Source organism: Pseudomonas putida (genome assembly GCF_028682635.1).
Taxonomy (GTDB): Bacteria; Pseudomonadota; Gammaproteobacteria; order Pseudomonadales; family Pseudomonadaceae; genus Aquipseudomonas; species Aquipseudomonas putida_AE.
Window position 1 is genome coordinate 142,286 of sequence record NZ_JANHLK010000015.1, and the last position, 24,587, is coordinate 166,872.

The following is a 24,587-nucleotide window of genomic DNA, read 5'->3' on the forward strand; positions in this document are numbered from 1 at the left end:
AGCTTGAAGCTTTAAGCTTAAAGCTGCTTCAGGAACTGAAGATGAACAACTGGCTGGACGAGATCAAATGGGATGCCGACGGCCTGGTGCCGGCGATTGCCCAGGACCACAAGACCGGGCGCGTCCTGATGATGGCCTGGATGAACCGCGAAGCACTGCAACTGACGGCGGCCGAGAACCGCGCCATCTACTGGTCGCGCTCGCGTGGCAAGCTGTGGCGCAAGGGCGAAGAGTCCGGCCACGTGCAGACCCTGCATGAGATGCGCCTGGACTGCGACGCCGACGTGATCATCCTGATGGTCGAGCAGATCGGCGACATCGCCTGTCATACCGGCCGCCAGAGCTGCTTCTACCGCGTCTATGAGAACGGCGACTGGACAACCGTCGACCCGGTACTGAAAGATCCGCACGCCATCTATAGCGCAGGACACAAACATGAGTGACACGTTGACCCGTCTGGCCCAGGTGCTGGAAGAGCGCAAAGGCGCCGCCGCCGACAGCTCGTACGTCGCCAGCCTGTACCACAAGGGCTTGAACAAGATTCTGGAAAAAGTCGGCGAAGAGTCGGTCGAGACCATCATTGCCGCCAAGGACGCCGCCATCAGCGGCGACTGCAGCGATGTCATCTACGAAACCGCCGATTTGTGGTTCCACAGTATGGTCATGCTCGCCCAGTTGGGGCAGCATCCCCAGGCTGTACTCGATGAACTGGACCGTCGCTTCGGTCTGTCCGGACACGCCGAGAAAGCCTCGCGCCCGTCCGCCTGAATAACGATTAGAGAGGAGCAGCAGCATGGGCATTTTTGACTGGAAACACTGGGTCGTCATCCTGGTCGTCGTGGTTCTGGTGTTCGGCACCAAGAAACTGAAAAACCTCGGCACCGACGTTGGCGAGTCGATCAAGGGCTTCAAGAAAGCCATGAACGACGACGAAAAACCCGCCGAGCCCACCGTGACCCCGGCCCAACCGGTGCCGCCGGTACAGCCTCAGGCTTCGGTGAACCAGCCGCACACCATCGACGTGCAGGCGCAGAAAGTCGAAGAGCCGATCCGCAAAGACGTGTGAGCACTGACTAATGTTTGGTATCAGCTTCTCTGAACTGCTGCTCGTCGGCCTCGTCGCCCTGCTCGTGCTGGGTCCCGAGCGCCTGCCGGGCGCTGCGCGCACCGCCGGCCTGTGGGTTGGGCGCCTCAAGCGCAGCTTCAATGCGATCAAACAGGAAGTTGAACGTGAAATCGGTGCCGACGAGATTCGTCGGCAACTGCACAACGAGCACATCCTGTCGCTTGAACAGGAGGCCCGAAAGATCTTCTCGCCGACCCAGCAGCAGCCGACGCCCGTCGAGCCTGTGGCGACGCAGACGGTTGATGCGCCTGCCGTTGAATCTGCGCCTGTGCAAGCTGCACCTGTCGCAGCGACGCCGGTCGCGCCCGTTGCACCCGCGGCTGCGCCCGTTGCGCCGGCCCCTCATGACCCAACACTGCCGCCGCGAGCCCCATGAGCGATCTTCCTGAAAACGACCAGCACATGCCGCTGGTTTCGCACCTCACCGAGTTGCGTACCCGCCTGCTGCGCTGCGTAGCGGCGATCTTCATCATCTTCGCCGGGTTGTTTGCATTCACCCAGCAGATCTACACCTTCGTCTCGACACCACTGCGCGCGTACCTGCCCGCCGGCGCGACGATGATTGCCACCGATGTGTCGTCGCCGTTCCTGACGCCACTGAAGCTGACCATGATGGTGTCGCTGTTCCTGGCGATCCCGGTGATCCTGCACCAGATCTGGGGCTTCATCGCACCGGGCCTGTACAAGCACGAGAAGCGCATCGCCGTGCCCCTGCTGTGCTCGAGCATCGTGCTGTTCTACGCCGGCATGGCGTTCGCCTATTTCCTGGTGTTCCCGCTGATCTTCAAGTTCTTCGCCGCCGCCACCCCGGCCGGCGTGGAAATGATGACCGACATCACCAGCTACCTCGATTTCGTCATGACGCTGTTCTTCGCCTTCGGCGTGGCGTTCGAGATCCCGGTGGCCGTGGTGCTGCTGGTGTGGATCGGCGTGGTCGACGTCAAGTACCTGAAGAAAATCCGCCCGTATGTGATCATCGGCTGCTTCGTGGTCGGCATGATCCTGACCCCGCCGGACATTTTCTCGCAGACCCTGCTGGCCGTACCGATGTGGCTGCTGTTCGAGATCGGCATCCTGTTTGGCAGCCTGATCAGCAAGCGTGGCGAACACCCGGACGACCAGCCTGTCGACGATCACAACGACCAGCCGCCAGCGACCCAACCGTGAACCTGCTGCTCCTTGAAGAGGCCGACTTCATTGCGGCCGACCGGGTCGTGCTGCGTGATCGCCGGTTGACCCACATGCAGGAAGTCCACCGCTGTGAAGTCGGTGACAGCATGCGTGTCGGCCGTATCGGTGGCCTGATGGGCTCGGCCGAGGTCCTGCGCCTGGACGCCAGCGAGGCGGAACTGCGCGTCACCCTCGACCAGCCACCGCCCGCCAAGCTACCGCTGACCCTGGTCCTGGCCCTGCCACGGCCCAAGATGCTCCGCAGGGTGTTCCAGACCGTTGCGGCCATGGGTGTTCCACGAATCGTGCTGGTGAACAGCTACCGCGTCGAGAAGAGCTTCTGGCAGACGCCGTTCCTGGAGCCTGAGGCCATTCGCGAGCAATTGATCCTTGGCCTCGAACAGGCCAGGGACAGTGTCTTGCCGCAAGTGGTGATCGAGAAGCGCTTCAAACCGTTCGTCGAAGATCGCCTGCCCGCCATCACCGAGGGCACCCTCGGCCTGGTTGGTCATCCGGGCCAATACCCGCCCTGCCCCCGCGCCCTGACCGAGCCGGTGACCCTGGCCATCGGCCCGGAAGGTGGCTGGATCCCCTACGAGATCGACTTGCTGGGCAAATCCGGCCTGCAACCGGTGCAATTGGGCGAGCGCATCCTGCGCGTGGAAACTGCCGTCACGGCACTGCTGGCACGACTCTTCTAAATCCAGACGCTCCCCCCGGCTCATCATTTATCCGCCCATCGGGCAGCGACTACAGAACCCAGCGCCTCTGCCGATACACCTCCCATGAAACCAATGTGTGGTCCAAGGGAGTTGCAGCATGTACCAATGGCTGGCCGATAAACTGGGTAACGTGAGCGTAAACCGCAAGCTGGGCGTCGGCTTCGGTCTTGTGCTGCTGCTGACGATGCTGATCACCTTCACCGGCTGGACCGGCCTGAGCGACGTCACCCGTCGCGGTGATGGGCTGGGGTTCATCTCCGAGATCAACGGGATGACCAAGGACCTGCGCATCGCCCGCCTGGATTACGAAATGCGTCGCGGCGAACAAGGCCCCGGCGCCGTCAGTGATTTGCTGGGCAAGCTCGACACCAGCCTGCAAGCGGCTCGCAAGATGATCGAGCAACCCGCCGACGTGGCCATGATCGACCAGCAACTGGCCGCCGTCAGCCAATACAAGCAAGCCTTCGCCGCCATGACCCAGGCCGGCGTTAGCCGCGAAGACGCCCGCAGCAAACTGGGCTCCACCGCCGACAATGCCGTGGCCAAAGTGGCCGAAGTGGAAAAAGCCATGCTGCAAGGCGACAGCGTGGCGCAGTTCAACAGCGTGATCGACCTGAGCAAGCTGATCCAGCAGGCGCGCTTCCAGGTGCGTGGCTACACCTACAGCGGCAAGGCCGAGGCCGAGCAGCCGGCGCTGGACGCCATCGACAACGCCCTGAAATACCTGCAAAGCCTGCCGTCGCAGCTGCCGGAACAACACATCGGCAACCTGCAGCAAGCGACCGACTCGCTCAAGGCCTACCGCGCCGCGGTCAGCCAGTACCGCGATTCCCAGACCGCCAGCGCCGACGCCTTCAAACGCATGGCCGCCCAGGGCGAGATCCTGCTCGAGGTCAGCAACAAGCTCACCGTCTCGCAAACCCTGGTACGCGATACCGACGTAGCGCACGCCAAGAACATGCTGTTGCTGGCCACCGTCCTGGCGCTGGTCTTTGGCTTGTTTGCGGCCTGGGCTATCACTCGGCAGATCGTGATTCCGCTGAACCAGACCCTCAAGGCGGCCGAGCGCATCGCTGCCGGCGACCTGACCCACAACCTGCTCTCCCAGCGCCAGGACGAACTTGGCCAACTGCAACGGGCCATCCAGCGCATGACCCAGGGCTTGCGTGAACTGATCGGCGGCATCAGCGACGGCGTTACGCAAATTGCCAGCGCCGCCGAAGAGCTGTCAGCCGTCACCGAGCAAACCAGCGCCGGCGTCACCAGCCAGAAGGTCGAGACCGACCAGGTGGCCACCGCCATGAATGAAATGACCGCCACGGTGCAAGAAGTCGCGCGTAACGCCGAGGAAGCCTCAGAGGCCGCCGTCGCCGCCGATCAACAGGCCCGCGAAGGCGACAAGGTGGTGGGTGAAGCCATCGCACAGATCGAGCGCCTGGCCAAGGAAGTGGGTCACTCCACCGAAGCCATGGGCGAACTCAAGCGCGAAAGCGACAAGATCGGCAGCGTGCTCGACGTGATCAAGTCCGTCGCCCAGCAAACCAACCTGCTGGCGCTCAACGCGGCCATCGAAGCGGCCCGTGCCGGCGAAGCCGGGCGAGGTTTTGCCGTGGTCGCCGATGAAGTACGCAGCCTGGCGCAACGCACACAGAAATCCACCGAGGAGATCGAAGAGCTGATCGTCGGCCTGCAAAACGGCACCCAGCAGGTGGCGACCATCATGGACAACAGTCGCGCCCTGACCGACAGCAGCGTGGAACTGACCCGTCGCGCCGGCGGCTCACTGGAGAACATCACCCGCACGGTGTCGGCGATCCAGGCAATGAACCAGCAGATTGCCGCCGCCGCCGAACAGCAGAGCGCCGTGGCCGAAGAGATCAACCGCAGCGTGCTGAACGTGCGTGATGTGTCGGATCAGACGTCCGCAGCAAGTGAAGAGACGGCGGCGTCCAGCATTGAGCTGGCGCGCCTGGGGACGCATTTGCAGATGCTGGTGGGGCGGTTCAAGGTTTGAGGTGATTCACCTGCCTCGGTTCACTACGGACCGAGGTGATGCAATTTAGCCAGGCAGAGGTATTCCAGTACGGTCATGTGCGGGATTATCGAACTGCTCAAAAGCGCTCATGAAGTCATCATTACCTCGTTCGCTCGATGTAATGGTCGAAAGGGCGGCCGGCGACCCCAGGACGGGTGACGCCAATCACATTGATTTCGGGCACGTCATCGCCTTGGGCGACTTGCAGGCTGTTGCGCGCGACCTTGGCGATCAGGGAAATCGATAACACTAAAATCCGCCTAAAAAACTTTGGATACTAAATCATTATCAGGACTTTGACCGCCTATCAGAACTGATAGGTCTCAAACGACGTTACTTGTGCTCCACTTGTTCCCGCCTACATTTGAGCGGTGACCAACATGACCATTCAGCAGCAGAGCCAAGCCTCCGACGTTGACCTTTCAGATAACTTTCTACCCCGTCTTACCGTATCTGACACAGCAAACAATGTTTTAATCTACAACAACCTGGTAAATAGCCCAACTATCAACATCCAGTCGCTGACTGGTTTCAATAGCAAAACAAAGCTATGGCTGCATTGTGAATGCACTTACGCCAATGGATATCCTGGCTTTCTAACCTTGGCCGAAGCAGTATCCATTGGCGTTTCGACAGGCGAAACAGCATTCACCTGCGAACTACCGCTTGAGCAACTTTCCAAGCTTGGTGACAACACCAAGATCACAATCATCTTGATGATAAGTACCGACGGCACTCTAAATGAACACTCACTCCACGTCGTTCGTCACCACTTGGAATTCCGACACAATGAAGCCTCGACAAATTACAGCCGATGGATGACAGATAGTGGTCCACTCATAGAACTTCTGAAAATACACGAACTGATACTGCCAGAGGCCCATAATGCTGGCGTGGACAAGGAAGGGTCAGAATTTCCAGGTGTTCGATGGGGCGCCTGTCAAGATAAAACATTCACCAATCAACTACAAGGCGGCATGCGAGTTCTGGACTTAAGAGTTTACAGACACATAGATCACGTGGGCACTATTCAAGAGTTTAGATTTCAACACGAGAGGTACCATGCCAGCCGCTATTTGCACAACTGCATTCAAGAAGTTCGTCAATTTGCAATACAAAATCCTTTAGAAATCGTGATAATGGATTTTCATGAAAAGGTTCTCCCCGACGCGGACAACCGCGTCAAAGACATGCTAGAAGCTGCTCTCAGTGATCGTTGTATTCCGTGGGCCGCACGGGGCTTGACGATCGGGCAAATCCGGCAGCAACACCCTGGCAGGAATATTATTATTGCCTGGGATGATTGGGATCCATCGAGACTGTATCTTTGGGGGAAAGTTTATCAGACTTGGAACAGCCAAAACACTAATACACCGACCACACTAAAAAACCATATGATTGAAATCATGGCCGATCCACCAAAGAATCAGCTATGGTCGATGCTTGCTGCTGGCTACACTCCGATAGGAGGACCCACCCGCTTTACAACTAACGAAATACATTGGGACTATTTCTTTAGTAGCATTGGGTCTGGTCGTTATAGAACGCCAACTAAAGGCAACATGATCAACATTGATTTTTTTGCATCAACAGGAGTAGTCGACCGATGCATCAGCGCCACGCGAGCAAGGGCGTTGGCCGCTCATCAAAGCACCACCTTGAATTTTCGGGCTCGCGAGGTGACAGATACCTCGACAACGTTAGTCTGGAGTAAACCAGAGGATAGCGAGCAGGTTGAGTACTACAAGTTATTTATCGATGGATATGCTTTCAACATTGAAAACAATGAATATACATTCCATGAGCTAACGCCCGGCAGGGAATACCATTATAAAGTAGTGGCTCACTTTGCCTCTGGAGACGGCAACCCTTCCGAAATCAAAGTCAGAAATACAGACACTACCCCCCCCAGCAAACCTGGCAACCTTACAGCATCCGAAATCCAGGCCCGTTCCACCACCCTGAATTGGACTCCGTCAACTGATAACGGCGACATATCCGGCTATAAAATCTACCGCAACACCACACCAATCGACACGACCTCCGCAACTTCATATGTTGACCGTTCCCTTACCCCACTTACGAACTACAGATACATCGTTCAGGCGTTCGATTATGGAGGAAACGAAACCAACTCCGATCCACTCGATATCACCACGCCAGAAGGGATTGCTCCCTCCAGACCGAACAACCTTAAAGCAACTGCAGTTACGGCCAACTCTATTAATCTGCAGTGGGAGGCTTCTACTGATAACGTTAAAGTTACTGGCTATGACGTTCTCCGCAACGGCGACCCGATCGACAGAGTTACCAGCACTTCTTTTTTCGACAGAGGCCTCGACGGATCTACGACATACGCTCACCAAATTCGCGCATTGGATGCCGCTGGAAACTTTACCGACTCTGAATTTCTGTTTACACGCACACTCGACGGAGGAGCCCCCAGCAAGCCAACCAACCTTAAAGTAATCTCCATGGGGGGCAAAGATTACCTGGTGTGGAACAGTTCAACTGACAACGTCAAGGTCGTAAAATATGAAATTCGTCGAAACACCAACCTATTAGGCTCGACAGAGCATTTAGATTTTGATGTGCAGGGCTTCGTAACCGAAGACAGTTTCAGACCTTGTACATATATAGTAAGAGCGCTGGATAGTAATTCTAACTACAGTGACTCCGACCCCCTGCGACTTGACGCCTTCGGTTCGGGCACATGACCAGAGCAGCGCGATAACCAGTAGCTCTACCATCTGGAGTGGAGGCGCTCGGAGGTACAGAGCGTCATCCGGACGACCACAAATGGTCCTGGCATGAATGCTGATGCTGGTTCGCATGTTTAAGGGTTTATGCGGGATTTAGTGGCTTAAAGCAAAAGATCGCAGCCTTTGGCAGCTTCTACAGGGGAAAATCCGTAGGAACCGCCGAAGATTGCGATCTTTTCTTGAGCGACCGCTCCTTACGGAGCGGTTTTTTTCGTTATGCCAGCTGGGCCTGCACACTCAAAGGCTGCAGCGGCAACAGCGGTGCATGCGGATCGGCCTGGACCGATTTGCGCCATGCGCCCAGCCACTCCGGATGACCCTCGCTCCAGACCTGCTCATGCAAGCGAGCCAATGCCACCGGGTCGCTCAGCAGCTGCACACGCTCATCGTTGGTCAGGCCTTCAGGCCCGACTTTAATGGCGTGGCGGACACGCTCGACCCGCAGCCATTCGATCGGCTCGGCCTCACGGTGACGCGAGGTCGCCAGCGAGCACGCCAGGGCGTTCTGCTGTGGATCGACCACCGCACGGACAAAGCCGTCGTTCAACGCATGCCAGCGGTTTTCGTGGGTGTACTGGTCGGTGGCCAGCAGTGCCTGCGGTGGATTGTATTCCTCAGGAATCAGGAACAGGTTCTCGTCACGGGACTTGAGGCCCAGGCCGACACGGCTGGAAATCACCGACACCGGGATCGACAGCATCAACGATCCGACGATCGGCACCAGCCACCACAGGAAGCTCGGGTTCAACCAGATCACCAGCAAGGCCCAGAAGAAGCCCAGCAAGGTCTGCGGCCCGTGACGCTTGACCGCTTCGCTCCACGGCGTGGAGTCGTCGTCACGTTGCGGCGAGTTCCAGGTCGCGGCCCAGCCGAGGAACGCGGCGAGCACGAAGCGGGTGTGGAAAATCATCCGCACCGGCGCCAGCAGCATGGAGAACAGCATTTCCAGGAACATCGACAGCGTCACCTTGAACTTGCCGCCGAACTCTTTTGCGCCCTTGGCCCAGATCAGGATGATGCTCAACAGCTTCGGCAGGAACAGCAGCACGACTGTGGTCGAGAACAGCGCGATCGCCTTGTCCGGATGCCATTGTGGCCACAGCGGATAAAGCTGGCGAGGTTCGAGGAAGTACTGCGGCTCCATCAGCGTGTTGACTGCCAACAGCGCGGTGGACAGCACCAGGAAGAAGAACCACAACGGCGCCGACAGGTAGGACATCACGCCCGTCAGGAACACCGCACGGTGCACCGGGTGCATGCCCTTGACCAGGAACAGGCGGAAGTTCATCAGGTTGCCGTGGCACCAGCGACGGTCGCGCTTGAGTTCGTCCAGCAGGTTCGGCGGCAGCTCTTCGTAGCTGCCCGGCAAGTCATAGGCAATCCACACGCCCCAGCCGGCACGGCGCATCAGCGCAGCTTCGACGAAGTCGTGGGACAGGATCGCACCGGCGAACGCGCCTTTACCCGGCAACGGCGCCAGGGCGCAGTGCTCGATGAACGGCTTCATGCGGATGATCGCGTTGTGACCCCAGTAGTGGGATTCGCCCAACTGCCAGAAGTGCAGGCCGGCGGTGAACAGCGGACCGTACACACGAGTGGCGAACTGCTGCATGCGTGCATACAGGGTGTCCATGCCCGACGCACGTGGCGCGGTCTGGATGATCCCGGCGTCCGGCGTGGCTTCCATCAGGCGTACCAGACTGGTCAGGCACTCGCCGCTCATCACCGAGTCGGCGTCGAGCACGACCATGTACTTGTAGTCACCACCCCAGCGACGGCAGAAGTCGTCGAGGTTGCCGCTCTTGCGCTTCACACGGCGACGGCGACGGCGATAGAAGATCTTGCCGAAGCCCTTGGCTTCGCGGCAGACGTCCAGCCAGGCCTGCTGTTCGGCGACGCAGATGTCGGCGTCGTTACTGTCGCTGAGGACAAAGAAGTCAAAGCGATCCAGGTCACCCGTGGCGGCTACCGACTCGAACGTTGCACGCAGGCCGGCGAATACCCGAGGCACGTCTTCGTTACAGATCGGCATCACCAATGCAGTGCGCGCGTCCTTCGGAATCGGCTCGTTGCCGGCACTTTTACCGGAGATACGGTATTTATCGTGACCGGTGAGCAACTCGAGAAAGCCCATCAGCGCGGTCCAGAACCCGGCCGAGACCCAGCAGAACAGAATCCCGAACAGGATCAGGATGCTGGTCTGCAACGCATACGGCAGCACTTGCGTGGCGGTTTGCAGCAACGGTTGGTGCAGGACTTCTTCGAGGTCGACGAACGACCAACCCTGGTACGGCATGAGGCCTTTCATGAACCAGCCGGCGACGATGGTCTGGCCGAGCATCAGTACCAACAGGATGTAGCGACGGATCGAACCGACAGTGCGCCAGCGCGCTGCCGGCAATACGTTCTCATCCTTCGGCGGCTTCGGCGGGTTGGTGCGGCCGGTCAGGCGTCGCCAGCCTCGCACCAGGATATTGGTCCGCCACGGTTCCGGCACGACCTTGGTCCGGCGAATTGGCGGGGTCGCCTTGAGGACGACCCGACCACTGACGTCGAGCGCCAGCATTTCGGCGTCCTGCAATTCTTCGGCGGTGCTCAGGGTCAGGCGCTTGCCGACCGATGCCTGGGCGGCCTCGGCCGGAGCGTCGAATGTGGAAGACGACAGACGCTCGTGCAATTCGCTGAAGGACCGGCAGCCCGCGAGTTCCGCGCGCTGCTGGTCGGTCATTGGCAGATGTGCCAGATACTCGGAAAGCGTCTCTGGCTGTACTTGAGAATTACTCATCGGCAGGCAACTGATAGCTCCAGGTCTCGGTCAGGACTTCTTCAGTCGATGCCGATTCCGGTGTGGCTTGGGCCGCGTCAGCAGCAGGCTGCTTGGCGTCTTTGTTGTTCGCCGCATCCTTGGCATCTGCAACTGGCTTGGCTTCGGCCTGCTTGGCTTCGGCGGCCTTCGCTTCCTTGTCGGCTTTCTCCGCTTGCTTGGCAGCAACCTTGTCTGCCTTGGCAACGGAAGAGTTAGACACTGGAAGCGAAGTCTTGGCCAGATCGGCTGGCACGATGTTCTGCACCAGTGCAGCACGCATCTCGGTGGACTTGCTCGGGTCCTTGATCTTCATGCGCAGGGTCAGGCGCCAGCCCTTGGTTTCAGGGTTGTAGCGCACGCTGTTCTCGACCAGTTCGGCGTTTTCGCCGACGCTGACCTGGCTGCGCACATCGGTATCCGGTGCCAGTGCCGCCAAGGAAGGACCTTCAAAGTCCACCAGATAGGCAACGCTGCCGTCCGGCTGACGAATCAGGTTCGACTGTTTGACGTCACCGGTGGATTTCAGGGTCTGGCTGACCCAGGCACTGTCCGGTGCGTGCAGCGCCGCTTCGTCCATGGTCCAGTGCATGCGATAGGCGAAGTCCAGCGGCTGGCCTGGCTCCGGCATCTTCTCCGGGCTCCAGAAAGCCACGATATTGTCGTTGGTTTCGTCGGCGGTCGGAATCTCTACCAGATCGACGGAGCCCTTGCCCCAGTCGCCCTTCGGTTCGATCCAGGCGCTTGGGCGCTTGTCGTAGCGGTCGTCGAGGTCTTCGTAGTGGCTGAAGTCACGGCCACGTTGCAGCAAGCCAAAGCCGCGCGGGTTCTCGACCGAGAAGTTGCTCACCGCCAGGTGTTTCGGATTGTTCAGCGGACGCCAGATCCACTCGCCGTTGCCGGCATGGATAGCGAGGCCGCTGGAATCGTGCAATTCGCGGCGATAGTTGAGCACTTTCGACGGCTGGTTGGCGCCGAACAGGAACATGCTGGTCAGTGGTGCGATGCCCAGTTTGCCGACCTTGTCACGCAGGAACATCTGCGCCTTGACGTCGACAATGGTGTCGCTGCCCGGACGCAGGGTCAGGCGATAGGCACCGGTGGCCCGTGGCGAATCCAGCAGGGCGAAGATCACCAGGTGCTTGTCGCCCGGTTTTGGCTGTTGAATCCAGAACTCGCGAAACCGCGGGAACTCTTCGCCGGACGGCAAGGCGGTATCGATCGCCATGCCGCGAGCGGACAAACCATAGACGTGACCCTTGCCGACAACGCGGAAGTAGCTCGCGCCAAGCATGGTCATGATTTCGTCTTGCTTGTCAGCCTTGTTGACCGGGTAGAGGACACGGAAACCGGCGTAACCGAGCTGTTCGGTGGCCTTTGGGTCGAACTTGACGTCGCCGAAATCGAAACGACTTGGGTCGTACTTGATCTCTTCGACGCTGTTCGCCGTGATTTCGTTGATTTTCACCGGTGTATCGAAATGCATGCCCTGGTGATAGAACGAAAGCTTGAACGGGGTCTTCTGATCGGCCCATTCGGCTTTTTCAGTCAGGAAGCGAATTTTCTGATAGTCGGCGAATTTCATCTCGCGAAATTCGTTCGGCAGGTTGCTGCGCGGCGCTTCGTACTTTTGCCCGGCCAGCTCTTTTGCCTTTACCGATACATCATCCAGATTGAATGCCCAAAGCTGGCCGGCGCTGAGCAGGCACAGGAGTGCCGAGCCCGCTACCAATGCGCTACGAAACCGTTTGGCAGTCAATTTTGGTGCGTTACAGGGACTAACAATCACGAGCAACCCTCGCCGAAAACAGATCAAAAAACCAACGGCCAGTTAAAGGGCCTGTAGGCATCCGGTGGGAAAAAACCGGTCCTGCAGACCACTCTTGCCAAGTTGGCGAGCATTGTTCCGACTCCGCTGGGGCAAAATGATTCCCCAATCGGATCCGGACAAGTCTCTACCTAAGTCAAAATGGACCAACGAACGCTGATCCCCGTAGCGCGCGATTATCTAGTAGGCCGCGTTACAACGCATCAGGGGTAACAAAGTATTTATCGGGGAAAACGCCTGTTTTCAGTCGAAAAGCGCTTAAAAAGATGTTTCAAACGCTTTCAGGTCTGTAACAGGAAGGTGACCGGGCCGTCATTGACCAGGTGCACCTGCATATCCGCGCCGAATCTACCTGATGCCACAGTGCCATGCACCTGTTTCGCTTTGCTTAATAGATAGTCGAACAGCTCCTCACCCAAGGCCGGAGGGGCCGCGGTCGAAAAACTCGGACGCAGCCCGCTCTTGGTGTCGGCGGCCAGGGTGAACTGCGAGACCAGCAGCAACCCGCCACCCACATCCGCCAGGGACAGGTTCATCTTGCCCTCAGCGTCGCTGAACACTCGATAGTTAAGCAGCTTATTGAGAAGTTTGTCGGCGCTGGCCCGCGTGTCGTCCGGCTCGACGGCTACCAGCACCAGCAAACCCTGGTCGACCGCGCCGACCACCTCCCCCGCCACCTCGACTCGCGCGCCGCGCACGCGTTGCAGCAGACCTTTCATGCTTCTTCGGGGGCGAGGTCGAGCAAGCGCCGCGCCATTTTATCTGCAGCACGCACCAATGCATCGGTAATGCCCGGTTCGGCAGCGGCATGGCCCGCGTCACGGATGATTTGCAGTTCGCTATTGGGCCAGGCCTGGTGCAGTTCCCAGGCGTTATCCAGCGGGCAGATCACGTCATAGCGACCGTGGACGATCACTCCTGGCAAATGAGCGATCTTGCCCATGTCGCGAATCAGCTGGTTCGGCTCAAGGAAGGCATTGTTGGTGAAATAGTGGCATTCGATACGGGCGATGGACAACGCACGCTGCGGCTCGGAGAAACGATCGACGACCATCGGGTTCGGACGCAGGGTGGCGGTGCGACCTTCCCAGGTGGACCAGGCCTTGGCCGCGTGCATCTGGGCGATCTGGTCGTTGCCGGTCAGGCGTTTGTGGAAGGCGTTGAGCAGGTCATGGCGCTCGTCCGCCGGGATCGGCGCAATGTAGTCCTGCCAGTAATCCGGGAACAGGCGACTGGCGCCCGCTTGATAGAACCATTCGATTTCCTGCGGGCGGCAGAGAAAAATCCCGCGCAGGATCAGCCCGTGTACGCGCTCCGGATGGGTTTGCGCGTAGGCCAGCGCCAGGGTCGAACCCCAGGAACCGCCGAACAGCACCCACTTGTCGATGCCCAGGTGCTGGCGGATCCGCTCGAGGTCGGCGACCAGGTCCCAGGTGGTGTTGTTTTCCAGACTCGCGTGGGGGGTGGAACGACCGCAACCGCGCTGGTCGAAGGTGACAATGCGGTACAGGTTGGGATCGAAGTAACAGCGACTCGCGGCATCGCAACCGGCACCGGGGCCGCCGTGAATGAACACCACCGGCAAACCTTTCGGCGAACCGCTTTCGTCGACATACAGCGTGTGGGTCTCGTCGACGGCCAGATCGTGCCGGGCGTGGGGTTTGATCTGCGGGTACAAAGTCTGCATTGCGCGCTCCGTAAGGGGTCGAGGTCATCCCTGGGGGGACTTCTATTATTCTGCCGTTGGGCATCATAAACCCGAATTACGTCAATGAGCATGCCCCCTGTAGGAGCTGCCGCAGGCTGCGATCTTTTGATTCTGATTTTTCAAGATCAAAAGATCGCAGCCTGCGGCAGCTCCTACCGGGGGAATTGCGTTGGCATTCAGCGTTTGTAGCGTTCCTTACCCCACGCGAGCAAACCTTGTAACAACTCTTTCAATACCACCCGCGTCGGCTCCGCCAGGTCCGGCCGATAACGGAACGGCTCGAACTCTTCCATGTACGTGCACTGCCCCAGCTCCAGTTGCACGGCGTGAATGTTTTCTGCCGGATTACCGTAATGCCGGGTGATGTGGCCGCCTTTGAAGCGTCCGTTCAACACATGGCTGTAATCCGGATGACCGGCGCAGATGGCTTCCAGCTGCGAGGCCAGCTGCGGATCGCAACTGGCGCCATTGAAGGTACCGAGGTTGAAGTCCGGCAGCTTGCCGTCGAACAGGTGCGGGATGATCGAGCGGATCGAGTGCGCATCGAACAACAGCGCGTAGCCGAACTCGGCTTTCAGTCGCGCCAGCTCGTTCTGCAAGGTGCTGTGGTACGGCGTCCAGATCTGCTCCAGGTAGGTTGCACGTTCATCGGCAGAGGGCTCAAGGCCTTCGCGGAACAACGGGATGCCGTCGAACAGTGTCGCCGGGTACAGACCGGTGGTGGCGCCGACATACAAAGGCTTGTCGTCGGACGGCCGGTTCAGGTCGATGACGAATCGCGAATACTCGGCGGCCAGGGTGCTGGCACCCAGCTCGGCGGCGAAATCGTAAAGCTTCGGGATATGCCAGTCGGTGTCCGGCAGGCTTTTCGCGTCGGGGATCAATCCCGCTTCGACCGCCGGGGTCAGGCGCACGCCGGCGTGGGGCATGCTGATCAGCAGCGGTACGCGGCCTTGTTTGAAGTTCAGAACCTTATCCACAACAGATCTCCTACAGACTTGATTCGACGCCGTGGCGCACGACGCGTTTTTCCAGGTCTCCGCCCAGCCAGTAGCACAGGTCGGCCGGGCGATCGATGTGCCAGGCAACGAAATCCGCAACCTTGCCGGCCTCAAGCGAACCGTGGGTGTCAGCCATGCCCAACGCGGTCGCGGCATGGAGGGTCGCGCCAGCCAGGGCCTCTTCCGGGGTCATGCGGAAACAGGTGCAGGCCATGTTCAGCATCAAGCGCAACGACAGCGCCGGCGAGGTGCCGGGGTTGAGGTCGGTGGCGATGGCGATTTTCACGCCGTGCTTGCGCAAGGCCTCCATCGGCGGCAACTGGGTCTCGCGCAGGAAGTAGAAGGCGCCGGGCAGCAACACCGCCACTGTGCCGGACTTGGCCATGGCGATGGCGTCGTCTTCGGTCATGAATTCCAGATGATCGGCCGACAGCGCGTGGTAACGCGCCGCCAGGCTCGAACCGTGCAGGGACGAAAGTTGCTCGGCGTGCAGCTTCACCGGCAGGCCCAGTTCCTGGGCGGTGATGAATACGCGCTCGACCTGGGCAGGGGAAAACGCCAGGTATTCACAGAACGCATCCACCGCGTCCACCAGCCCTTCGGCGGCCAGGGCCGGGAGCATGTCGCTGCAGATGTGATCGATGTAATCGTCGGCGCGATCGGCATATTCCGGTGGCAAGGCGTGAGCCGCCAGGCAGGTGCTGCGCACGCTGACCGGCAGTTCGGCGCCAAGGCGACGCGCTACCCGCAGCATCTTGCGTTCGTTGGCGAGGTCGAGACCGTATCCGGATTTGATCTCGATGCTGGTGACGCCATCGCGCATCAGGCTTTTCAGACGCTTGGCGGCGCTGGCGAACAGCTCGTCTTCGCTGGCCGCGCGAGTGGCACGCACGGTGCTGGCGATGCCGCCGCCGCTGGCGGCGATTTCCGCGTAGCTGACGCCTTGCAGGCGCTGCTCGAATTCACCGCTGCGGTTACCGCCGAACACCGTGTGGGTGTGGCAGTCGATCAGGCCTGGCGTGACCCAGGCCCCATTCAAATCATTGACCGCCGGGTATTCGCCCGCCGGCAGTTCAGCGCGCGGGCCGACCCACTCGATGAGCGCACCGGACGTCACGATGGCCGCGTCCTCGATGATCGAGTAGACGCCTTGCGCCATGGTTGCGACGTGGCAGTGTTGCCAGAGGGTTTTCATCCCTTAGTCTCCACAGTATTCAAAATCGAATCGCCAGCAGGCTGGCTCCCACGGTTGGGTGGGAGCCAGCCTGCTGGCGATGAGTCCATCACAGGCTAGGCAAAAGCTTCGCCGATACCAGCTCGTTCAAGCAACGCGAAGCCAGCAACTCGCTCGCAGCGTTGATGTCCGGCGCAAAGAAACGGTCCTTCTCATAGAACGGCACTTCGTTACGCAGAATCGCCCGGGCCTTTTCCAGTTTCGGCGAGCTCTTCAGACCGTTGCGCAAGTCCAGGCCCTGCACTGCCGCCAGCCATTCAACGGCGAGAATCCCACGGGTGTTCTCGGCCATTTCCCACAGACGCTTGCCAGCCGCAGGAGCCATCGATACGTGGTCTTCCTGGTTGGCGGACGTCGGCAGGCTGTCCACCGAATGCGGATGGGACAGCGCCTTGTTTTCGCTGGCCAGTGCCGCGGCGGTCACCTGGGCGATCATGAAGCCGGAGTTCACGCCACCGTTAGCCACCAGGAACGGCGGCAGTTGCGACATGTGCTTGTCCATCATCAGCGAGATACGGCGCTCGCTCAGGGAGCCGATTTCAGCGATGGCCAGGGCCATGTTGTCAGCAGCCATGGCCACCGGTTCGGCGTGGAAGTTACCGCCGGAGATCACGTCGCCTTCAGCGGCAAATACCAGCGGGTTGTCGGAAACGGCGTTGGCTTCGACGGCCAGCACTTCGGCGGCCTGACGGAACTGGGTCAGGCACGCGCCCATGACTTGCGGCTGGCAGCGCAGGGAGTACGGGTCCTGGACCTTCTCGCAGTTTTCATGAGAGTCGGAGACTTCACTGCGCTCGCCCAGCAGGTCGCGGTAAGCGGCAGCGGCGTCGATCTGGCCTTTCTGGCCACGGGCAGCATGGATACGTGCGTCGAACGGCGAGCGCGAGCCCAACACCGCTTCAACGGTCAGGCCACCCAGTGCCAAGGCACCGGCGAACAGGTCTTCGCCTTCGAACAGGCCACGCAGGGCAAACGCGGTGGAAACCTGAGTGCCGTTGAGCAGCGCCAGGCCTTCTTTCGCCGCCAGGGTCAGCGGGGTCAGACCAGCAACTTTCAGCGCTTCGGTGGCTTCCATCCACTCGCCCTTGTAGCGAGCCTTGCCTTCACCCAGCAGCACCAGCGACATGTGGGCCAGAGGGGCCAGGTCACCGGAGGCACCGACCGAACCTTTCAGCGGGATGTGCGGATAAACCTCGGCGTTGATCAGGGCGATCAGCGCATCGATGACTACCCGGCGGATACCGGAGAAACCACGGCTCAGGCTGTTGACCTTGAGCACCATGATCAGGCGCACCAGGTCGTCGCTGATTGGCTGGCCGACACCGGCTGCATGGGACAGCACCAGCGAGCGCTGCAGGTTTTCCAGGTCTTCGCTGGCGATGCGGGTCGAGGCCAGCAGACCGAAACCGGTGTTGATGCCGTAGGCGGTGCGGTTCTCGGCGAGAATCTGTTCCACGCAGGCAACGCTGGCTTCGATCTGGGCCGCGGCGCTGTTGTCGAGGGTCAGTTTCACCGGTTGCTGATACACGTCACGCAGTTGGGCGAGGGTCAGTTGGCCAGGGATCAAATTAAGCGCAGTCACATTCATTCTCCTTTTGAGAGTTTTTATTAACTAACCAGACGCTCCGGAGATGTCCGTTGTCCGTCGCTTCCCACCTTTTGGGGGGCTGGCGCCTTGGCACGCTGGCTTATTTAGAAATCAGTTCAGGTTCGGCAAAGCCTTGCGCAGCAAATTCGGTTCTTTCAAAACCCCAGCAGCGGCAGCGATGTCCGGCGCCAGCCAACGGTCCTGATCGTAAGCCGGGACGCGCTGACGCAGCAGACGCCACGCCGCATCTGTGCCAGCGCCGAAACGCTGTTCTTTCAGGAACTCGAACGCCTGGGCTGCCAGCAGGTACTCGATGGCGAGGATCTGTGTGCAGTTTTCCAGGGCACGATGCAGCTTCAGCGCGGCGTTGGTGCCCAGGCTCAGGTGATCTTCCTGCAGGCCGGAGGTGACGTAGTTGTCGAGTACCGCCGGTTGCGCCAATTGGCGGTTTTCTGCACACAGCGAGGCAGCGACGTATTGCACGATCATCATCCCGGAGTTCACGCCCGGGTTGGCCACCAGAAACGCCGGCAGACCGCTGACATGCGGGTTGATCAAACGGTCGAGACGACGCTCGGCGATGGAGCCGATTTCGGCCATGGCGATGGCCAGCAGGTCTGCCGCCAGCGCCACGGACTGGCCGTGCGGGTTAGCCTGGGAAACGACGCGGTAGTTGTCCGCGGTGCCCAGCACCAGCGGGTTGTCGGTGGCGCTGTTGAGTTCGGTTTCGATCTGCCGGGTCGCGTGCAGCAACTGGTCGCGAGCAGCACCGTGCACCTGCGGAATCGATCGAATGCTCAAGGCATCCTGTGTGCGAATGCCCTTGCTCTGGGCAATCACTTCGCTGCCGTCGAGCAACGCACGCAGGTTGATGCCGACCTGCTGCATGCCCGGGTGCGGCTTGAGCGCGATGATTTCGGCATCGAACGCGTCGATCTGCCCGCGCTGGGCCTCGAAGCTCATGGCACCGATCACGTCGGCCCATTCCAGCAGGTGCGTGGCATCGGCAATGGCCAGGCAACTCAGGCCGGTCATGCAGGGCGTACCGTTGACCAGGCACAGACCATCCTTGGCACCCAGCTTGACCGGTTGCAGCCCTTCTTCGGCCAGGGCCTGCTGCGCGCAAACGATCTGCCCGCGATAGCTGACATTGCCGACACCCAGCAATGCGATACCGATGTGGGCCATGTGGGTCAGGTAGCCTACGGAGCCCTGGGATGGCACTTGCGGGGTGATGCCACGGTTGAGCAACGCCAGCAGCGCCTCGACTACCTGGCGGTGCAGGCCGGATTTGCCGTGGCTGTAGTTGACGACGGCGGCGCACATGATCGAGCGGGTCTGCTCGTTGCTCAGCGGCGCGCCGACGCCACAGGCGTGGCTGAGCAAGGTGTTGCGCGACAACTGGCTGAGCTGTTCGTCCTGCAGCGAAACGTTGCACAGTGCGCCCAGCCCGGTGTTGATGCCGTAGGCGCGCTCGCCGCTGCTGACGATGCGCTGGACGATGGCCTGGGCGTTTTCAATCCGCGCCCAGATCGGCGCCGACAGCTCGAGTTGCGCGCCATGACGGGCGACGGCGACCACGTCCTGCCAGGTGACCTGCTTCTCGGTGATAACGATTTTTTCAGCCTGGGACATCTTCAACCTCATCCAAATATTGATGCAGCTTCACCGCCGCCTTCGCTGGCAAGCCAGCTCCTACAGGGGATTGCGTACACCTTGTAGGAGCTGGCTTGCCAGCGAAGAGGCCAGCACATTCACCGCAAATCTTTAAACCACCGCTGCCCGACGCTGCACAAAGCGGTCGACATACTCATCCGCCGGCGAATGCAGGATCTCTTTCGGCGTGCCGACCTGGATCAGGCGGCCATCCTTGAGAATCGCGATGCGGTTGCCGATGCGCACGGCCTCGTCGAGGTCGTGGGTGATGAAGACGATGGTCTTGTGCAGGGTCTTTTGCAGTTCCAGCAACTGGTCCTGCATCTCGGCGCGAATCAGCGGGTCGAGGGCACTGAAGGCTTCGTCCATCAGGATGATGTCGGTGTCCGCCGCCAACGCACGGGCCAGGCCCACACGCTGGCGCATGCCGCCGGAAAGCTGGTGCGGGTATTTGTTTTCGTAGCCCTTGAGGCCCACGGTGTTGATCCAGTGCAGCGCGCGCTCGGCGCACATCTGCTTGCTCTCGCCGCGGATCTTCAAGCCGTAGGCGACGTTGTCCAGCACGCTTTTGTGCGGCAACAGGCCGAAGCTCTGGAACACCATGCTGATCTTGCGACGACGAAATTCGCGCAAGGCTTCCATGTCGTATTGCAGGATGTCCACGCCGTCCACCAGGATCGCGCCGCTGGTCGGGTCGATCAGGCGGTTGAAGTGGCGCACCAGGGTGGATTTGCCGGAACCCGACAGGCCCATGATCACGAAGATCTCGCCGCTGCCGATGCTCAGGGACAAATCGTTCACGCCGACCACGCAGCCGGTTTCAGCCAGCACCTGATCCTTGGTCTTGCCCTGGCCGACCATGGCCAGCGCTTCCTTGGAACGGTTGCCGAAAATCTTGAAGACGTTCTTGACTTCGATCTTGCTCACGGTTGCGTTGTTCATTTGCTCACCTCATGCCGTGCACGACCGTACGCCTGTGTAATGCGGTCGATCACGACGGCCAGAATCACGATCGCCAGACCGGCTTCGAGGCCGCGTCCGACGTTGAGGGTCTGAATCCCCACCAGCACGTCTTCGCCCAGGCCACGGGCACCGATCATCGAGGCGATCACCACCATCGACAGGGCCATCATGGTGGTCTGGTTGATCCCGGCCATGATGCTCGGCAGGGCCAGCGGCAATTGCACGCCGAACAGTTGCTGCCAACGGTTGGCACCGAAGGCGTTGATCGCTTCCATCACCTCGCCGTCAACCTGGCGAATCCCCAGGTCGGTCAGGCGGATCAGCGGTGGCGCCGCGTAGATCACGGTGGCGAAAATCGCCGGGACCTTGCCCAGGCCGAACAGCATCAGTACCGGGATCAGGTACACGAAGCTCGGCATGGTCTGCATGATGTCCAGCAACGGCATCAGCACCGAACGCAGGCGATTGCTGCGGGCCGAGAGAATGCCCAGCGGCACGCCGATCAGCACCGAGATGACCGTGGCCACCATCATCAGCGCCAGGGTCTGCATCAGCTTGTCCCAGAGGCCGACCGCGCCCACCAGGAACAGCAGGCCGACGATCACGGCGGTGGTCACGACCTTGCGGGTCGCGTGCCAGGCCACGCCCGCCACGATGGCCAGCATCAGCCACCAGGGCGCTGCGCGCAGCAGGCTTTCGAGATTGACGATGGCCCACAACAGGGTGTCGGAGATGTGCCGGAACACGTCGCCGTAGTTGGTGACCAGCGAATCGACCCAACCGTTGACCCAGTCGGCGATGGAAAAGGTAAAGCTTTCGGGAAACATAAGAGACTCTCAATCAAGGGGTTGCGATCAAGCATCCGACTGCCGTCGTCGGCAGCCGGAGAAGCCCAACCTACAAGGCCGCGTCGATTTTCTTGGCTGCGTCTTCGCTCACCCATGCGTGCCAGACTTCAGGATGTTCCTTCAAGAAGATCTTGGCCAGTTTTGGCGACTCGATCCGCTCTTTGGTCATGCGGGCCAGGTTCTGGTTCAGCAGGTCGATTGGCACGTTGACCTTTTCCAGCACGGCCACCAGTTCCGGCGCTTCGTCGTGGAAGGTCTTGGACAGGCCGACCTTGATGGTCACGGTCTTGTTCACGCCTGGTTTCTCTTCCAGCTTCACCACGTCGACCTGGCCCATCAGCGGCGTCGGCGACCAGTAGTAGAACAGGATCGGCTCGCCACGCTTGTAGCTCGACAGCACGGCGGCATCGAGTGCCGGGCCGGTGCCTGGGCGGAAGTTGGTGTAGGTGCTTTCCAGACCGTAGCTTTTCAGCATTTCGCTGTTGTCCAGCTCACAGGTCCAGCCGGCCGGGCAGTTGTAGAAACGCCCTTTGGAGGGTTCTTCGGCGTCCTTGAACACCGCCGCATATTTGCCCAGGTCGGCAATGTTCTTCAGGTCCGGGGTCTTGGCTTCCAGCTTACGCTTGGCATCGCCTTCGATCACATAGCGCGGCACGTACCAGCCTTCGACCGCGCCGACGACCGGAGCACCGACACCGACGACCTTGCCGGCCTTCTCGGCCTTGTTCCAGACCTCGCTGCGGCCAACCCACTCTTCGGCAAACACCTGGATGTCGTTGCTGCCCAGGGCGTTTTCCATGGTGATGGAGTTGCCTGGCAGGCTGTCGGTCTTGCAGTCGTAGCCTTTTTCCAGAACCAGTTGCATCACGTCGGTCAGCAACATGGCGCTTTCCCAGTTCAGGCCGGCGAATTTCACCGGTTTGCCAGACTCGCACCAGCCCGCTGCCTGAGAGGCGCCGGCGCTGGCCAGCAGGCCCATGGATAGCAATGTGGTCAGCAGGGTCTTGTTCGATTTCATTGTAGTGACGCTCCTAATCATGAATTGGCTTACGGCAGTCAAGAGGCATCCAGCCCTGTCCACGTCCAATCAGGCCTGCGCCGCAGCGCGACCGACAGTCTGCTTTTGTTCGGTGACCACGTCCTGCTCGACCGGCAGGATCAAATGATCGGGCACTGAGCCGTGCCATTTTTTCGCACACAGGTAATACAGGGCTGCGGGAACCACCAGGCCGATGATCCAGGAAATATCCACATCGCCCAGGGCCGCCACCAGCGGACCGGTGTAGAACTTGGTGGAGATGAACGGCAGCTGCACCAGCACACCGAAAACATAGACGCTGATACCGAGGGCGTTCCAACGGCCATAGCGACCGTTCGGATCGGACAGCGCCGGCACGTCATAGCGCTCGCGGGTGATGCAGTAGTAATCCACCAGGTTGATCGCGCTCCATGGCGTAAAGAACGCCAGCAGGAACAGGATGAAGGACTTGAACGCACCGAGGAACGAGTGCTGGCCAAGCAACGCCATCAGGGTCGCAGCACCGACGATGACCAGCACGAAGAGTAGGCGCTGCAAGCGCGATACTTTCAGGTCACCCTGGAAGCCGCTGATGATGGTCGCAATGCACATGAAGCTGCCGTAGGAGTTCAGCGTGGAAATGGTGACCTTGCCGAACGCGATGCTGAAGTACAGCAGCGCAGCGGTGGCACCGGTACCACCCAGGCCAACGATGTAGGCCACTTCGTGGCCGGCGAATTGGCCGTTCGCCGAAGCGGCAGCGAACACGCCGAGGACCATCGCCACCTGTGCACCAATCACCGAACCTGCGCCTGCGGCGAAAAAGGTTTTCACCGAGGAAACCTTGCTCGGCAGGTAGCGAGAGTAGTCAGCCACATAAGGGCCGAAGGCGATCTGCCAGGATGCCGCGAGCGACACCGCGAGCAGGAAACTGCTCCAGCTGAAGTGGCGGATCTGCAACAGCGCGCCAACATCAACCTGGCTGATCAGACGGCTGAACAGATACACAAAGGCAATCACGCCAATGACACTGGCAACACGGCCGATCCAATGGATCACTCGGTAACCGAGCACCGTGACCAGCACGATGACACTGGCGAAAAGAAGGATACCGACGGTGTCGCTGACGCCAAACAACTGGCCCAGCGCCTGGCCGGAAAGCACGGTCCCCGTTGCGGTGAAGCCCAGGTACATCAGGCACACCAGCACGATCGGGATCGCCGCGCCATACACGCCGAACTGCACACGGCTGGAGATCATCTGCGGCAGGCCCAGCTTGGGCCCTTGCGCCGCATGCAGCGCCATGACGCCGCCACCGATCAGTTGGCCGATCAACAGACCGATCAACGACCAGAACACATCACCGCCGAGCACCACGGCCAGGGCCCCGGTGACAATCGCGGTGATTTGCAGGTTGGCACCCATCCACAGGGTGAACTGGCTAAACAGACGACCGTGTCTTTCCGCCTCCGGGATGTAGTCGATCGAGCGCTTCTCGATCAACGGTTTGTTGCCTGCACGTTCGCTGCTGACAGCCATGATTCAACCTCTGTGGATTGTTATTCTGGGTTGGTGATCCCCTGTAGGAGCGAGCTTGCTCGCGAAGGCATCTTTCCTGACACACCTGGGTGCGTCATTCGCTGGCAAGCCAGCTCCTACAGGTTTGCGTCGGCCAAGGCCGGTTTTTTATTTACCGGTAATCATCGGCAGGTTCAGCCCTTGCTCCTTGGCGCAGTCGATCGCGATCTGGTAACCGGCATCGGCATGGCGCATCACGCCGGTCGCCGGGTCGTTGTGCAACACGCGAGCGATACGCTCGGCCGCTTCATCGGTACCGTCGCAGACAATCACCATGCCCGAATGCTGGGAGAAGCCCATGCCGACGCCGCCGCCGTGGTGCAGGGAAACCCAGGTCGCGCCGCTCGCGGTGTTGAGCAGGGCGTTGAGCAGTGGCCAGTCGGACACGGCATCGGAACCGTCCTGCATCGATTCGGTTTCGCGGTTCGGGCTCGCTACGGAACCGGAGTCCAGGTGGTCGCGACCGATCACGATTGGCGCGGAGAGCTCGCCGCTGCGCACCATTTCGTTGAACGCCAGGCCCAGCTTGGCGCGCAGGCCCAGGCCC

Annotated in this window: 21 protein-coding genes and 2 pseudogenes; 9 read left to right on the top strand and 14 right to left on the bottom strand. The window is 60.2% G+C overall.

From position 1 onward, the window contains the following. The first annotated feature begins 41 nt into the window (after positions 1-41). The 8 genes and pseudogenes from hisI (at position 42) to NPS56_RS31360 (ending at position 5,032) form a co-directional block, all read left to right on the top strand. The gene (gene hisI / locus NPS56_RS19485; protein WP_274076115.1) at positions 42-443 is read left to right on the top strand and encodes a phosphoribosyl-AMP cyclohydrolase; all 402 of its coding nucleotides are present in this window, start codon (positions 42-44) and stop codon (positions 441-443) included. Then, positions 436-768, top strand: coding sequence for a phosphoribosyl-ATP diphosphatase (locus NPS56_RS19490; RefSeq protein WP_007899279.1), 333 nt, complete (start codon positions 436-438; stop codon positions 766-768). The genes hisI and NPS56_RS19490 overlap by 8 nt, the downstream gene beginning before the upstream one ends. Before the next feature lie 25 nt (positions 769-793). Then, positions 794-1,066: a twin-arginine translocase TatA/TatE family subunit gene (locus NPS56_RS19495; RefSeq protein ID WP_046816938.1), complete on the top strand. Its 273-nt coding sequence runs from the start codon at positions 794-796 to the stop codon at positions 1,064-1,066. Between the two features lie 10 nt (positions 1,067-1,076). Next, complete coding sequence (gene tatB, locus NPS56_RS19500; protein WP_274076116.1) at positions 1,077-1,502, top strand: Sec-independent protein translocase protein TatB; 426 nt, start codon at positions 1,077-1,079, stop codon at positions 1,500-1,502. After that, the gene (gene tatC, locus NPS56_RS19505) at positions 1,499-2,293 is read left to right on the top strand and encodes a twin-arginine translocase subunit TatC (protein ID WP_274076117.1); all 795 of its coding nucleotides are present in this window, start codon (positions 1,499-1,501) and stop codon (positions 2,291-2,293) included. The genes tatB and tatC overlap by 4 nt, the downstream gene beginning before the upstream one ends. Beyond that, on the top strand, positions 2,290-2,997 hold the full coding sequence (locus tag NPS56_RS19510) for a 16S rRNA (uracil(1498)-N(3))-methyltransferase (RefSeq protein WP_274076118.1): 708 nt from the start codon (positions 2,290-2,292) through the stop codon (positions 2,995-2,997). Before tatC ends, NPS56_RS19510 begins: the two co-directional genes overlap by 4 nt. Before the next feature lie 205 nt (positions 2,998-3,202). Continuing rightward, positions 3,203-4,177: pseudogene (locus tag NPS56_RS31355) on the top strand (methyl-accepting chemotaxis protein); the annotation flags it as partial. Between the two features lie 141 nt (positions 4,178-4,318). Next, on the top strand, positions 4,319-5,032 hold the full coding sequence (locus NPS56_RS31360) for a methyl-accepting chemotaxis protein (protein WP_414920731.1): 714 nt from the start codon (positions 4,319-4,321) through the stop codon (positions 5,030-5,032). Between the two features lie 121 nt (positions 5,033-5,153). Here the strand turns inward: NPS56_RS31360 and NPS56_RS19520 are convergent, their stop codons facing one another. After that, positions 5,154-5,303, bottom strand: a complete 150-nt coding sequence (locus NPS56_RS19520; RefSeq protein WP_274076120.1) for a hypothetical protein — start codon at positions 5,301-5,303, stop codon at positions 5,154-5,156. A 130-nt stretch (positions 5,304-5,433) separates the two neighbouring features. Here NPS56_RS19520 and NPS56_RS19525 point away from each other — a divergent pair, with 130 nt between their 5' ends. Continuing rightward, complete coding sequence (locus NPS56_RS19525) at positions 5,434-7,770, top strand: phosphatidylinositol-specific phospholipase C domain-containing protein (protein WP_274076121.1); 2,337 nt, start codon at positions 5,434-5,436, stop codon at positions 7,768-7,770. A 259-nt stretch (positions 7,771-8,029) separates the two neighbouring features. Here NPS56_RS19525 and mdoH read toward each other — a convergent pair whose 3' ends face one another. The 13 genes and pseudogenes from mdoH to NPS56_RS19590 all read right to left on the bottom strand — a co-directional run. Continuing rightward, a complete protein-coding gene (gene mdoH / locus NPS56_RS19530) occupies positions 8,030-10,600 on the bottom strand; it encodes a glucans biosynthesis glucosyltransferase MdoH (protein WP_274076122.1) in 2,571 nt (856 codons plus the stop codon). Beyond that, positions 10,593-12,407 carry a glucan biosynthesis protein G gene (locus tag NPS56_RS19535; protein WP_274076123.1) on the bottom strand — a complete coding sequence of 605 codons (1,815 nt, stop codon included), beginning with the start codon at positions 12,405-12,407 and terminating at the stop codon, positions 10,593-10,595. The genes mdoH and NPS56_RS19535 overlap by 8 nt, the downstream gene beginning before the upstream one ends. Before the next feature lie 320 nt (positions 12,408-12,727). Next, positions 12,728-13,165 carry a D-aminoacyl-tRNA deacylase gene (dtd, locus tag NPS56_RS19540; RefSeq protein WP_103397253.1) on the bottom strand — a complete coding sequence of 146 codons (438 nt, stop codon included), beginning with the start codon at positions 13,163-13,165 and terminating at the stop codon, positions 12,728-12,730. Beyond that, entirely contained in the window at positions 13,162-14,133 is a 972-nt protein-coding gene (gene pip / locus NPS56_RS19545) for a prolyl aminopeptidase (RefSeq protein ID WP_274076124.1), read from the bottom strand. The genes dtd and pip overlap by 4 nt, the downstream gene beginning before the upstream one ends. 197 nt (positions 14,134-14,330) lie before the next feature. Beyond that, positions 14,331-15,134, bottom strand: a complete 804-nt coding sequence (gene hutG / locus NPS56_RS19550) for an N-formylglutamate deformylase (RefSeq protein WP_274076125.1) — start codon at positions 15,132-15,134, stop codon at positions 14,331-14,333. Positions 15,135-15,144: 10 nt separating this feature from the next. Then, a complete protein-coding gene (gene hutI / locus NPS56_RS19555; RefSeq protein ID WP_274076126.1) occupies positions 15,145-16,350 on the bottom strand; it encodes an imidazolonepropionase in 1,206 nt (401 codons plus the stop codon). 88 nt (positions 16,351-16,438) lie between these two features. Continuing rightward, positions 16,439-17,977 carry a histidine ammonia-lyase gene (hutH, locus tag NPS56_RS19560; protein ID WP_274076127.1) on the bottom strand — a complete coding sequence of 513 codons (1,539 nt, stop codon included), beginning with the start codon at positions 17,975-17,977 and terminating at the stop codon, positions 16,439-16,441. Positions 17,978-18,088: 111 nt separating this feature from the next. Further along, on the bottom strand, positions 18,089-19,612 hold the full coding sequence (gene hutH / locus NPS56_RS19565; RefSeq protein WP_274076128.1) for a histidine ammonia-lyase: 1,524 nt from the start codon (positions 19,610-19,612) through the stop codon (positions 18,089-18,091). Between the two features lie 132 nt (positions 19,613-19,744). Continuing rightward, complete coding sequence (locus NPS56_RS19570) at positions 19,745-20,575, bottom strand: quaternary amine ABC transporter ATP-binding protein (RefSeq protein WP_052760638.1); 831 nt, start codon at positions 20,573-20,575, stop codon at positions 19,745-19,747. Continuing rightward, positions 20,572-21,423, bottom strand: a complete 852-nt coding sequence (locus NPS56_RS19575) for an ABC transporter permease (protein WP_007989253.1) — start codon at positions 21,421-21,423, stop codon at positions 20,572-20,574. Before NPS56_RS19575 ends, NPS56_RS19570 begins: the two co-directional genes overlap by 4 nt. Before the next feature lie 70 nt (positions 21,424-21,493). Continuing rightward, complete coding sequence (locus NPS56_RS19580; RefSeq protein WP_274076129.1) at positions 21,494-22,462, bottom strand: ABC transporter substrate-binding protein; 969 nt, start codon at positions 22,460-22,462, stop codon at positions 21,494-21,496. Between the two features lie 69 nt (positions 22,463-22,531). Then, a complete protein-coding gene (locus NPS56_RS19585; protein ID WP_274076130.1) occupies positions 22,532-24,001 on the bottom strand; it encodes a purine-cytosine permease family protein in 1,470 nt (489 codons plus the stop codon). A 147-nt stretch (positions 24,002-24,148) separates the two neighbouring features. Further along, positions 24,149-24,587: pseudogene (locus NPS56_RS19590) on the bottom strand (urocanate hydratase); the annotation flags it as partial.

Coding starts and splice junctions, on each gene's coding strand:
- hisI (WP_274076115.1), top strand. CDS start 42: ATGAACAACTGGCTGGACGAGATCAAATGGGATGCCGACGGCCTGGTG.
- NPS56_RS19490 (WP_007899279.1), top strand. CDS start 436: ATGAGTGACACGTTGACCCGTCTGGCCCAGGTGCTGGAAGAGCGCAAA.
- NPS56_RS19495 (WP_046816938.1), top strand. CDS start 794: ATGGGCATTTTTGACTGGAAACACTGGGTCGTCATCCTGGTCGTCGTG.
- tatB (WP_274076116.1), top strand. CDS start 1,077: ATGTTTGGTATCAGCTTCTCTGAACTGCTGCTCGTCGGCCTCGTCGCC.
- tatC (WP_274076117.1), top strand. CDS start 1,499: ATGAGCGATCTTCCTGAAAACGACCAGCACATGCCGCTGGTTTCGCAC.
- NPS56_RS31360 (WP_414920731.1), top strand. CDS start 4,319: ATGAATGAAATGACCGCCACGGTGCAAGAAGTCGCGCGTAACGCCGAG.
- NPS56_RS19525 (WP_274076121.1), top strand. CDS start 5,434: ATGACCATTCAGCAGCAGAGCCAAGCCTCCGACGTTGACCTTTCAGAT.
- mdoH (WP_274076122.1), bottom strand. CDS start 10,600: ATGAGTAATTCTCAAGTACAGCCAGAGACGCTTTCCGAGTATCTGGCA.
- dtd (WP_103397253.1), bottom strand. CDS start 13,165: ATGAAAGGTCTGCTGCAACGCGTGCGCGGCGCGCGAGTCGAGGTGGCG.
- pip (WP_274076124.1), bottom strand. CDS start 14,133: ATGCAGACTTTGTACCCGCAGATCAAACCCCACGCCCGGCACGATCTG.
- hutI (WP_274076126.1), bottom strand. CDS start 16,350: ATGAAAACCCTCTGGCAACACTGCCACGTCGCAACCATGGCGCAAGGC.
- hutH (WP_274076127.1), bottom strand. CDS start 17,977: ATGAATGTGACTGCGCTTAATTTGATCCCTGGCCAACTGACCCTCGCC.
- hutH (WP_274076128.1), bottom strand. CDS start 19,612: ATGTCCCAGGCTGAAAAAATCGTTATCACCGAGAAGCAGGTCACCTGG.
- NPS56_RS19570 (WP_052760638.1), bottom strand. CDS start 20,575: ATGAACAACGCAACCGTGAGCAAGATCGAAGTCAAGAACGTCTTCAAG.
- NPS56_RS19575 (WP_007989253.1), bottom strand. CDS start 21,423: ATGTTTCCCGAAAGCTTTACCTTTTCCATCGCCGACTGGGTCAACGGT.
- NPS56_RS19580 (WP_274076129.1), bottom strand. CDS start 22,462: ATGAAATCGAACAAGACCCTGCTGACCACATTGCTATCCATGGGCCTG.
- NPS56_RS19585 (WP_274076130.1), bottom strand. CDS start 24,001: ATGGCTGTCAGCAGCGAACGTGCAGGCAACAAACCGTTGATCGAGAAG.